At 69.2% G+C, this 10,887-nt stretch carries 13 protein-coding genes; 7 read left to right on the top strand and 6 right to left on the bottom strand.

What is annotated here, in order from left to right; translation table 11 throughout:
- Position 1 precedes the first annotated feature (1 nt).
- The gene (locus tag ACWGIC_RS03710; RefSeq protein ID WP_452074351.1) at positions 2 to 682 is read right to left on the bottom strand and encodes an oxidoreductase; all 681 of its coding nucleotides are present in this window, start codon (positions 680 to 682) and stop codon (positions 2 to 4) included.
- On the opposite strand from ACWGIC_RS03710, the gene ACWGIC_RS03715 reads away from it, so the two are divergent.
- Positions 666 to 872 carry a hypothetical protein gene (locus ACWGIC_RS03715; RefSeq protein ID WP_452074352.1) on the top strand — a complete coding sequence of 69 codons (207 nt, stop codon included), beginning with the start codon at positions 666 to 668 and terminating at the stop codon, positions 870 to 872. The two genes, ACWGIC_RS03710 and ACWGIC_RS03715, sit on opposite strands and share 17 nt — an antisense overlap.
- A 117-nt stretch (positions 873 to 989) precedes the next feature.
- Entirely contained in the window at positions 990 to 1,580 is a 591-nt protein-coding gene (locus ACWGIC_RS03720; protein ID WP_452074353.1) for a hypothetical protein, read from the top strand.
- A gap of 78 nt (positions 1,581 to 1,658) precedes the next feature.
- Here the strand turns inward: ACWGIC_RS03720 and cysC are convergent, their stop codons facing one another.
- Together cysC and cysD are read right to left on the bottom strand one after the other, a co-directional pair.
- On the bottom strand, positions 1,659 to 3,497 hold the full coding sequence (gene cysC, locus ACWGIC_RS03725; RefSeq protein ID WP_452074354.1) for an adenylyl-sulfate kinase: 1,839 nt from the start codon (positions 3,495 to 3,497) through the stop codon (positions 1,659 to 1,661).
- Complete coding sequence (gene cysD, locus ACWGIC_RS03730) at positions 3,497 to 4,414, bottom strand: sulfate adenylyltransferase subunit CysD (RefSeq protein WP_452074355.1); 918 nt, start codon at positions 4,412 to 4,414, stop codon at positions 3,497 to 3,499. The genes cysC and cysD overlap by 1 nt, the downstream gene beginning before the upstream one ends.
- 83 nt (positions 4,415 to 4,497) lie before the next feature.
- Here cysD and ACWGIC_RS03735 point away from each other — a divergent pair, with 83 nt between their 5' ends.
- Complete coding sequence (locus ACWGIC_RS03735) at positions 4,498 to 4,971, top strand: nuclear transport factor 2 family protein (protein ID WP_452074356.1); 474 nt, start codon at positions 4,498 to 4,500, stop codon at positions 4,969 to 4,971.
- 4 nt (positions 4,972 to 4,975) lie between these two features.
- Here ACWGIC_RS03735 and ACWGIC_RS03740 read toward each other — a convergent pair whose 3' ends face one another.
- The gene (locus ACWGIC_RS03740) at positions 4,976 to 5,425 is read right to left on the bottom strand and encodes a hypothetical protein (RefSeq protein WP_452074357.1); all 450 of its coding nucleotides are present in this window, start codon (positions 5,423 to 5,425) and stop codon (positions 4,976 to 4,978) included.
- 9 nt (positions 5,426 to 5,434) lie between these two features.
- Positions 5,435 to 6,310: a helix-turn-helix domain-containing protein gene (locus ACWGIC_RS03745; RefSeq protein WP_452074377.1), complete on the bottom strand. Its 876-nt coding sequence runs from the start codon at positions 6,308 to 6,310 to the stop codon at positions 5,435 to 5,437.
- Between the two features lie 93 nt (positions 6,311 to 6,403).
- Here ACWGIC_RS03745 and ACWGIC_RS03750 point away from each other — a divergent pair, with 93 nt between their 5' ends.
- From ACWGIC_RS03750 to ACWGIC_RS03765, 4 genes are all read left to right on the top strand, one after another.
- Entirely contained in the window at positions 6,404 to 7,573 is a 1,170-nt protein-coding gene (locus ACWGIC_RS03750) for a hypothetical protein (protein ID WP_452074358.1), read from the top strand.
- A 3-nt stretch (positions 7,574 to 7,576) separates the two neighbouring features.
- Positions 7,577 to 8,356: an SDR family oxidoreductase gene (locus ACWGIC_RS03755; protein ID WP_452074359.1), complete on the top strand. Its 780-nt coding sequence runs from the start codon at positions 7,577 to 7,579 to the stop codon at positions 8,354 to 8,356.
- A 10-nt stretch (positions 8,357 to 8,366) separates the two neighbouring features.
- Positions 8,367 to 9,527, top strand: coding sequence for a sulfotransferase family protein (locus ACWGIC_RS03760; protein ID WP_452074360.1), 1,161 nt, complete (start codon positions 8,367 to 8,369; stop codon positions 9,525 to 9,527).
- Positions 9,528 to 9,621: 94 nt separating this feature from the next.
- Positions 9,622 to 10,299, top strand: a complete 678-nt coding sequence (locus ACWGIC_RS03765) for a hypothetical protein (RefSeq protein ID WP_452074361.1) — start codon at positions 9,622 to 9,624, stop codon at positions 10,297 to 10,299.
- A gap of 6 nt (positions 10,300 to 10,305) precedes the next feature.
- Here the strand turns inward: ACWGIC_RS03765 and ACWGIC_RS03770 are convergent, their stop codons facing one another.
- A complete protein-coding gene (locus ACWGIC_RS03770) occupies positions 10,306 to 10,851 on the bottom strand; it encodes an AAA family ATPase (protein WP_452074362.1) in 546 nt (181 codons plus the stop codon).
- Positions 10,852 to 10,887 lie beyond the last annotated feature (36 nt).

Consider the following 10,887-nt stretch of genomic DNA (forward strand, 5'->3'; position numbering starts at 1 on the left):
GTCAGCGGCGGTGGTGTCGCGGCTGTTCAGCCAGCTGCAGTAGCGGCGCACTGCAGAACAGTTTCTTTCGCCAGGGCCAGCTTCGGGTTCGTCCGCGGCCTCGGCGGACGGCCCGCGCCCAGCCGCATCTTACGACGCACCCGCGCCATCCCCGCGGCCGACGCCAGCGCCTTGTCCTTGATGCTCGCCGGCGCGAGCTCCACCGCTGCGTCGCCATTTCTTGGGCAGATCGGGATCCGCTGCGAGCACGGTCCCCATCCCGGCCAGTTCGATACCGCTGGCCAGCACCTGCCCGGCGACCGAACGCCGGACGATCCCGCCGGTCAGCATCAGCGGCAACGCCGAGCGGAGCCAGCATCTCGATCGCCCGCCCGGCGTCGGCGGCGCCGAATCCGCCGCGCTGGAAGTCAGCCGAATTCAGTTTCACCGCAACGGTGAACGACGGCGACACCACGTCGCGCACAGCTCGCACGATGTCGAGCAGCAGCCGGGCCCGGTTGGCCAAACTGCCGCCCCACTCATCGGCCCGCTTGTTGACCAGCGGCGAAAGGAACTGCGGCACCAGGTATCCGTGAGCGGCGTGGATCTCAACGTCGTCGAAACCGGCTTCCTCGGCGCGGCGCGCGGTTTCGGCGAACCGCTTGCTCTGTTTCCCGACGTCCACCTTGACCGCCGAGGTCACCGTCGCCACCCCCGGCGGCAAGCAGCCGGTCGTCGACCAGCTCAAAGCAGGCGCCGACTACACCGCGGGCCTGCCGCTGAAGTCTCACGCGGTCGTCGACCGCAATCTTTACACCGGCCAGAACCCCAGCTCCTCGGCCGCGCTCGCGCGCCGGATCGTCGACGACGTCTCCGCCACGTCGCGCGAATGACGCCACGCCTTACGCTTAAAGGCTGATTGTGCTCGCCCGGCATTGCGCGCAACGATACCCGGACCGCTTCGCGAGGCGCACCACAAAGCGATATTTCCGGACAGAGACGGATTTCCGATGAGAAAATCACGGTTCAGGTCGCTGCTGGCCGCCTTGGGCGGCGCATTGCTCGCATTTCTGCTCATTTCCCCCGCCGCGTCCGCTACGCCCGCCAGGTCCGCTTCGCCTGCTTCGCCCGCCACCATCGGGGACCTCGGCGGCATGATGCTCCGCGAATTCTGCCAAGCGGCCGGGTTCGCCGACGTCGTCCGGCGCTCCGACGTCTGGTTCTGCATCGGCAACCAGAGAATCGACACCGCCGTTCCGCTCACCGCTGCCTGCCGGTGGCAATTTTCCGACCTGGTCGCGGCCGGATTCACCGTGACCAACAACGGCGGGCGGTGCTGGACCACGCCTTCCGCGTACTCCGAGATCGGCGGGATCGCGGTCAACCAATACTGCAATTCCCTCGGCTATTCCGACGCGACCGTCGGCGACAATGTGGCGTCCTGGCGGTGCGCCGGACACGGAACCTCGGTGCCGATCGACTTCCACGCTGCCTGCCGCTGGCAGAATCCAGTCTGGGTCGGCAAGGGTTTCAGCGTGGTGTCCTATTTCAACAGCTACGGCGACCGATTCGGGATCAAGTGCCTCGCTTTGCTGCGCTAGCCAGCCCCCGGAACCCGGCTCGCCGCCACGGCGGCGGGCCCGGCCGGCCGCACCCGCAGCCCCCCCACCCCCCCCACCTCACACCCACCCGGCAAGAACCAGCGCGGCCATCGCCCCGGGGTCGCCGTTTTCCGGGCGCAGCACCAGATCCGGGGCCGCCGGTCGTTCGTACGGGGCGTCCACTCCGGTGAACCCGGTGATTTCTCCCGCGCGGGCCTTGGCGTACATGCCCTTCGGATCGCGGTCCTCGCACACTTCCAGCGGAGTGTCGACGAAAACCTCCAGAAACGGCAGGCCCGCCGTTTCGTGCACCGTCCGCGCGAGTTCGCGGTCGGCCTGATACGGGCTGATCAGCGACACCACCGCCACCACCCCGGCGTCGGCGAACAGCTTCGCGACCTCCGCGACGCGGCGGATGTTCTCGGCCCGCTGCTCCGGCGCGAACCCGAGGTCTCCGTTGAGCCCGTGCCGGAGATTGTCCCCGTCCAGCAAGTAGGCGGGACGGCCCGAGGCGACCAGCCTGCGCTCCAGCTCCACGGCCACGCTCGACTTGCCCGAGGCGGACAGCCCGGTGAGCCAGACGGTCCGGCCGCGGGTCGCGCGTTCGTCCCGCGACACCGCCGCCGGATGCCAGACCACGTTCGGGGCCGTCGCGCTCGGGCCGGTGATCATCCCGGCCCCGACGGTGTCCCCGGAGTGTTCGTCGACCAGGAGGAACCCTCCGGTCGGGCGGTTGCGGAGATAGGGGTCGAACAGCAGCGGCTGCCGGGTGCGCAGCCGGATCCGGCCGATTTCGTTGAGCGACAGCGACTCGGCGGACTCGTCGCGGTGCAGCGTGGTGACGTCCAGCCGGTAGTCGAGCGCCTGGACCTCGGCCTTGGTCTCGCGGGTGGTGTGCCGGACGAGGTAATGCGACCCCGGGGCCAGCGACGCCTGTTCGGAGAACCAGCACACCATGGCGTCGATGTCCTGGCCGACGTGCGGACGGTTGCCGGGGCGGCAGAGCAGGTCTCCGCGGCTGAGGTCCAGTTCGTCGGCAAGCTCGATGGTGACCGCCAGCGAGGCGAACGCCTCGGGCACCGCGGCACCGCCAGGGCCCCAGATCGCGCGCACGGTCGTGGTGAACCCGGACGGCAGCACGGTCACCTCGTCGCCGGGCTTGAACACGCCACCGGCCACGGTGCCGGCGTAACCGCGGAAGTCCCGGCTGTGCTCGCGAATCACGTACTGCACCGGAAAACGTGCGTCGACCAGGTTCCGATCCGAAGCTACGTGCACCTGTTCCAAGTGGTGCAACAGCGAAGTGCCTTCGTACCAAGGCATGCTCGCGCCCCGGTGCACCACGTTGTCCCCGTGCAGCGCGGACATCGGGACGAAAGTCAGATCCGGGGTCCGCAGTTTCATCGCGAACCGGCGGAAGTCCTCGCGGATTTCCTCGAACCGTTCCTGCGACCAATCGACGAGGTCCATTTTGTTCACGCACACGACGAGGTGCCGGATGCCCAGCAGGCTCGCCAGGAACGCGTGCCGGCGCGACTGTTCGAGCACGCCCTTGCGCGCGTCGACCAGGATCAGCGCGACGTCCGAAGTGGACGCTCCGGTGACCATGTTCCGGGTGTACTGCACGTGTCCCGGGGTGTCGGCGATGATGAACTTCCGTTTGGGCGTCGCGAAATACCGGTGCGCGACGTCGATGGTGATGCCCTGTTCGCGCTCCGCGCGCAGGCCGTCGGTCAGCAGGGCGAGGTCCGGGTACGCGTCGCCCCGGTCGCGGCTGGTGCGTTCGATCGCTTCGAGCTGGTCGGCGAACACCGTTTTCGAATCGAACAGCAACCGGCCGATCAGGGTCGATTTGCCGTCGTCCACGCTGCCCGCGGTGGCGATCCGCACCGTCGTGACCCGGCCCCCGGTGCTCATCAGAAGTAGCCTTCCTTCTTGCGGTCTTCCATCCCGGCCTCGGAAATCCGGTCGTCGGCCCGGGTCGCGCCGCGTTCGGTGACGCGCGTCGCGGCGACCTCGGCCACGACTTCCGCCGGCGACGACGCGGTCGATTCGACGCAGCCGGTGCAGGTCGCGTCCCCGATCGTGCGGAAGCGAACGGTGGCCGGATAAGCGGTTTCGCCCTCGCCCACGGCCAGGAACCGGCTTTCCGCGAGCAGCATCCCGTCCCGCTGGACCACCGTCCGGCGGTGCGCGTAATACAGCGACGGCAGGGCGACGTCCTCCGCCTCGACGTACTGCCAGATGTCCAGCTCGGTCCAGTTCGACAACGGGAAGACCCGGATGTGCTCGCCCTTGCGATGCCTGCCGTTGTAGAGGTTCCACAATTCCGGACGTTGCCGCCGAGGGTCCCATTGCCCGAATTCGTCGCGGAAGCTGAACACCCGTTCCTTGGCCCGCGCTTTCTCCTCGTCGCGCCGCGCGCCGCCGAACACCGCGTCGAAGCCGTTCTCGCGGATGCCGCGCAGCAACGTGGCCGTCTGGAGCCGGTTCCGGCCCGCCTTCGGATCCTCGACGCTCCGGCCCGCGTCGATGTCGTCCTGGACGCTCGCGACCACCAGCCGCAGCCCGTAGCGGCCGACGGTTTCGTCGCGGAACCGGATGACCTCGTCGAAATTGTGCCCGGTGTCGACGTGCATCACCGGGAACGGCAGCGGCGCGGGCCAGAACGCTTTCGCCGCGACGTGCAGCATCACCATCGAGTCTTTCCCGCCGGAGAACAGCAGCACCGGCCGCTCGAAGGTCGCCGCGACCTCGCGGAAGACATGCACGGCTTCGGCTTCGAGCGCACCGAGGTGGCTCAGCTCGTAGGCCGGGGGTGCCTTGCTCGCCATCGGATCCGCCCTTCCGGGGTTCGAGGACAGAAAAGTAGAACAGGTTCTTGCGCCGGGTCAAGCGGCGGAGGACGCTGGAGCGCATGGACCTGGTCGCACTCGAAGAGATCCGCCGCGTGAAATTCCGCTACCTCCGGTGCCTCGACCTGAAGCTCTGGGACGAGATGGCGGAGACGCTTACCGCCGACGCCCGCGTGCACTACGGCACGCCCTCCTACGGCAAACCGCTGAACTTCGGCAGCCGCGACGCGCTGATGGAATTCCTGCGCACCGCCGTCGGCCCCGGCGTCACGACGATGCACTTCGCCGGACATCCGGAAATCGAGATCGACGGCGACACCGCGACCGGCCGATGGCTGTTCCAGGACAAGGTGATCGTCGCCGAGCACCACGTGGTGATCGAGGGAGCCGCCTACTACGAGGACACTTACCGGCGCGAGGACGGCGTCTGGCGGATCAGCGGAACCGGGTACGAGCGGCTGTACGAAACGCTGGTCTCGACGAAGGACCAGCCGAACTGGAAGCTGACGGCGAACAGGTGGGGCCAGCCCGCCTGACCGGTCAGCCCAGCCGTTCGGCCGCTTCCCGCAGGCCGTTCCTGATCAGCTGCCCGTACTCGTCGTCGCCGAGCGCGCCGATCGTGGCCCGCGCCCGCTGGAGCGATTCGCGGGCCCGGCCGAGATCGCCGAGCTTGCGGTAGCACTCGGCCACGTTCAGGTGCAGCGACGGATACAGCCCGGCGGCCGGAAGCGGCACCCCGGCTTCCGCCAGCCGGGCATCGGTCAGCAGATCGGCGGCCGCGAGCGCCCGCTGATCCCACGCCAGCTCCTGCCGCGGATCGTCCTGCGCGTCCGCCATCGCGTGCGCGAGGGTGCACCGGTGCAGCGGGTCCCCTTGCTCGCCGATCTCCGCCCAGAGCCGGTCGAACAAGTCCCGCGCCGCATCCCGCTCGCCTCGATGGTTCAGCTGCGCCGCCTCGCCGATCCGGACGAGCACCGGATCCGTGACCATCCCCCGATTCTAGCCGGGACGGACCCCGCCCGCCTCCGCCGTCACCGCGTCCGCGACCTCCGCCAGCGCCGCGCCCCGGCGCGCGATTTCCGCACCGGTGATCGATTCGCCGACCGAAAGCGTCAGCACCAGTTCCTGCCGCCCGGACGCGTCGAAAGTCGGGGCGGCGAGGAGGCTGACCGCGTGCTTCTTCCGCGGTTCCAGGTCCGCGCCGAGGTACACCCGCTCCCCCAGGCTCGACACCAGCTCGCCGACCAGTCCCCGCACTTCCGGCGGCAGATCGCCCGCGGCCACGCCCGCCATCAGCGTGTAGAGCCGGCGGCCCGCCGACGTCAGGCTTTCCACCAGATAACCGTGTTCCCGGCATTCGGCGACCACGCGCCGCAGGTACGCCTCGTCCAGCCGCACCGGCACCGCGGGCGGGGTGGCGAGCCAGGCGTCGAAGGCGGAGTCGGCGTCCCACAGCACGTACATCAGCCCGACCGGCGGCGCGAACGGATACGTCTCGCCGAGCCGCACCTTCGCCGGCCCGGAGCTCTGCAGCATCAGGATGCGCCCGTCGACGACCGCCGACGCGGTGCAGGTCGCCTGATACCGGGCGCTGAGTTCTTCCAAGTGAGCGCGGGCGATTTCGCTGGCGCCGAAACCCTCTCCCGCCGCCCGCCCGGCCGCGATCATCGCCGGTCCCAGGCGGTAGGTCGTGGTCCGGGGGTCGCGGACCACGTAGCCGCTCGCGGTCAGCTCGGTCAGGATGCCGAGGCAGGTCGGCTTGCTCAGGTCCAGCTCGCGGGCCAGCGCGGAAAGCCCGAACCGCTGCCCCGGCCGGGCCGTGAAGAAGTCCAGCAGCCGCACGACCCGTGCGGTCGGCGGCGAGCGCCTGGTCACTGCCATTGACCCATCCTTAGAACACGTTCTAGTCTCAACCGACCCCGAACGTACCACCCCGGTACAGATCTGGACCAGAGTGAGGAGTCTCCGGTGCTGACCGAACCGCTCGCCGGCGCGATCGCCGAAGCCGAAAAGATCATCGCCGAGGCTCCGCACGTGCGGACCGAACAGGACCTGATCGAGGGCTACGACTACCTCGCGGGCAGCATCCGGGCCTCGGTCCAGACGGCGTGGGCCTACGACCGCGACTTCCCGTACTTCACCCTGTCCACCGGCCCGTACACGAAAATGGGCCTGGACAACCCGGACACCCTGTACTTCAACGCGAACATCCGCGAGGACCGCGAATACGTCGTCACCGGGGCCCGCGGCACCACCGCCGACCTCAGCTTCCAGGTCCTCAACGGCGACTACACGCCGGTCGAGGTGCCCGACAGCGTGACCGCGTTCGACGACCGCGACATCCCCGTCGCCGCCGACGGCTCCTTCGAAATCCGTTTCGGCCCGGCGAAACCCGATCCCGAGCCGGGCTATTTCGTGCTCGGCCCTGGTTCGTCGATGCTCGTCGTCCGCGAGGTCTACAGCGACTGGGCGACCGAACGGCGCGGCACGATCCAGCTCCGCTGCGCGGGCACCACCGGCCAGGCGCCGCCCGCGCTGACGCGCTCCGCGATGGAGAAACGGTACGGCGTCACCGGGAAGATCCTGCTCAGCCGGCTGCGGACGTTCCTCGCCTTCCCGAAGTGGTTCTACCTGAACCTGCCGGCGAACACGATGACCGAACCGCGCAGCACGCCCGGCGGCCTGCCCACGCAGTACTCCTCGGCCGGGCATTACGAACTCGCCGACGACGAGGTCATGATCGTGACCGTGCCCCGTTCGGACGCGCCGTACCAGGGCATCCAGCTCGGCAGCCCCTGGTATGTCTCGCTCGACTACCTGAACCACCAGACCAGCCTCACCGCCGACCAGGCGCGGGTCGACCCGGACGGCAAGATGCGGTTCGTGATCAGCGAACGCGACCCCGGACTCGCGAACTGGCTCGAGCGCACCGGGCACGACCGCGGCTACGTCCAGATCCGCTGGCAGCGGCTTTCCCGCGAACTGACCGAAAAGGACGGTCCGGAGGTCGAGGTCGTCAAGTTCGGCGAACTCGCCGACCGGCTGCCCTATCATTCCGACGCCCGCGTGACGCCGGAAGAATGGGCACAGCGGATCGCCGCGCGACAGGCCGCGGTCGCGGCCAGGATGCTGGGCTGAACCATGGATCTCCTCACCGGCAAAGTCGTTCTCGTTTCCGGCATCGGCCCGGGATTGGGCCGCTCCATCGCACTGCGCTCCGCCGCGGCCGGGGCCGACGTCGTCCTCGCGGCCCGCACCGAATCCCGGCTCGCCGAGGTGGCCGCCGAGGTAGAGGCGCTCGGCCGGCGGGCCGTCCAGGTGCCCACCGACATCACCGACGAGGCGTCGGCCACCACCCTCGGCGAGACCGCGCTGAGCGAGTTCGGGCGGCTGGACACGTTGGTGAACAACGCTTTCGCGGTCCCGCCGATCACCGATCTCGCCGATGTCGATCTCGACGCCGTGCGCGCCGGGTTCGAAACCAACGTGATCGCCGCGCTTCGCCTGACCCGGCTCTGCACCCCCGCGCTCGCCGAGAGCGCCGGTTCGGTCGTGATGATCAACTCGGCCGTGCTGCGGCATTCCCGGCGGACGTTCGGCGCGTACAAAATGGCCAAGGCGAGCTTGCTGGCGCTCGCGCAAAGCCTCGCTTCGGAACTCGGCCCGCGCGGAATCCGGGTCAATACCGTTGCGCCCGGCTACATCTGGGCGGACAACCTCAAGTGGTACTTCGCCTACCTGGCCAAGGAACGCGGGGTCTCCGCCGAGCAGGTGTACGCGGAAACGGCGAAGACGATCGATCTGCGACGGCTCCCGGAACCGGACGAGATCGCCGACACCGTCGTATTCCTCGCGTCCGCGCTCGCCCGCTGCGTCACCGGACAATGCCTCGACGTGAACGCCGGCGAATACCACCACTGAGGGGAAGAGAATGCTTCCAGGACGGGACAGCGTCGGCACGGTCGAAGACCTGCACGCGTCCGCTGCGAAACTCACCGGCCTTGACGATTTCGGCGGCGACGACCACCTCGAAGGGCTGCGCGTACTGCTCGATTCCTATGCCAACGAAGCTGATTTGACCCCGTACGGCAACAAAGTCCATCGCGCTTTCCTGCGCGGTGCGTTGGTGGCGCGGCTGCTCAGCGAAGCTTCGTGGAAACAGCACCCGCAGTACGCCGACGTGCCCATCGAGCGTCCTATCTTCGTCACCGGCCTGCCGCGCACCGGAACCACCGCACTGCACCGGCTGCTCACCGAGGACCCCGCACACCAGGGCCTCGAAGTGTGGCTGACCGAAATGCCGCAGCCGCGCCCGCCGCGGGAAACCTGGCCGGAAAACCCGGTCTTCCAAGCGATTCAGGCCGGTTACGAACAGCACCACGTCGAACATCCCGAGTTCATGGGCCTGCACCACATGTCGGCCGACCAGGTCGAGGAATGCTGGCAGCTCCTGCGGCAATCGCTGAAATCCGTGTCCTACGAATGCCTCGCCCACGTCCCCGGCTATTCGCGCTGGCTCGACGGGCAGGACTGGACCGGCGCCTACCGCAGGCACCGGCGCAATCTGCAGCTCATCGGGCTCCCGGACGCGGGCCGTCGCTGGGTGCTCAAGAACCCGAGCCACCTGTTCGCCCTCGACGCGCTGCTGGACGTCTACCCGGACGCACTGGTCGTGCAGACCCATCGCGCGCCCAGCACCATCATCGCGTCGGTGTGCAGCTTGACCGAGCAGGCTTCGGAAGGGTGGTCGGACACCTTCCGCGGCGAGGTCGTCGGGCGCAGTCAGCTCGATCTGTGGGCGCGCGGCGCGGAACAGTTCGAGGCCGCGCGTGCCCGGCACGACCCGGCGCAGTTCTGCGACGTCCGGTACGAGGACTTCGTCGCCGACCCCATCGGCACCGTCGAAGGCGTCTACCAGCACTTCGGCCTCGATCTCTCTCCGCAGGCACGCGACGCGATGACCACGCTGCACGCGCGCAGCCGCACCGGAGACGCGAAACCGAGGCATCGCTACGCCCTCGCCGACTTCGGCCTGACCGCCGGGGAGGTCGACGAGCGGTTCGCCGGATATCTTGCCGCGCACCGGAGTTGACGCCGATTCGAGACCGGGCTTCTCGCCGAACCGGCCACACACGACAGGACCGCCCCCTAGGATCTGCCCGACGTTCCTTGAGCGGAGAGCAGGTATGGAGACCTTCACGTACACGATCCTCGAGATCATCCCGCGGGCATTGCTGCTGACAGTGGGGGTGATCGGCCTGGTCGTCTCGATCGGCCGGCGCTCGCGGGGCGGCTCCGGCCTGATGGTGGCCGGCTTCGTGGTCATGCTCGTCACGACCGCGTTGAGCATCGTCTGGCAGTTCATGCTGTCGGACCTGTCCGGCTGGATGGCGGACGACGAGATCAGCAGCGACCAGATGCGGGTGATCCTCACGGTGGTCAGCATCCTGCTCGGCCTGCTCGAGGCGCTGTCCTGGCTGCTGGTCGTGCTCGCGGTCATGAAGGGCAACCGGTCGCCGCAGCCCGGTTTCGCGCCGGGCGGGTACCCGGCGGGCGGGCAGCCGGGGTTCGCTCCGCAGGCCGGTTACGCCCAGCCCGGATACCCGCAGACCGGCTATGCGCAGCCGGGGTACCCGCAGCCCGGTCAGCCCGGTTACCCGCAGCCGGAGCCCGGCCAGCCCCAGCCCGGCCAGCCGCAGCCCGGGTACCCCCAGCCGGAGCCCGGCCAGCAGTCCGGCTACTACGCCCAGCCGCAGCCCCCTCAGCCCGGCTACCCCCAGCAAGAGCAGCCGCAACCGGGCCACTCCCAGCCCGAGCCGCCGCAGCCCAACCCGGGCGAAGGGCCGCAGCAGCCGCCGAACTGACCCCGGTCAGACCGCCGCTTCGGCTTCCGCCCGGGCAAGGATAGCCTCGACCGTCTCCTCGACGGTCAGGTCCGAAGTGTCCAGCCACAGCCCGAGGCGCGGCGTCTCTTCACGGAGGCAGGCGTCCAGCCCGGCGATCCCGGTGTCGCCCGGCTGGTACGCCACCTTCCCCCGTTCCGCCCGCCGAGCCGCGTCCCGCCGCGCCACCGCCTCGGCGCTCGGCGCGAGAACCACGACGTAACACGGCCGCGTGCGAAGCGCGCCGACCATTTCGGGCAGGTGCTCGCCGAGCACGATGTCTTGCAGCACCACGGTGAACCCGGCACCGGCGTACCCGTCCGCGACCTGAGCCGCGAGCGCGTACCGGAGCCGGAGCTGGCGGACCGCCTCGGCGGGCGGGTCGGCCGGGCCCATCTCGGCCCGGCCGTTGACCACCATCCGCCGGAACGCGTCACCGCGCACGTGCGCGGATTTCGGCAGCCGTTCGGCGAGCGCCTGCGCCACCGTCGACTTGCCCGCGGCTTGGATCCCGGTCACCACGAAGATCGTCACCCGGAAACCCTGCCTTCGTCACGACCGGGCCGCCAG

Source organism: Amycolatopsis sp. NPDC054798 (genome assembly GCF_053611505.1).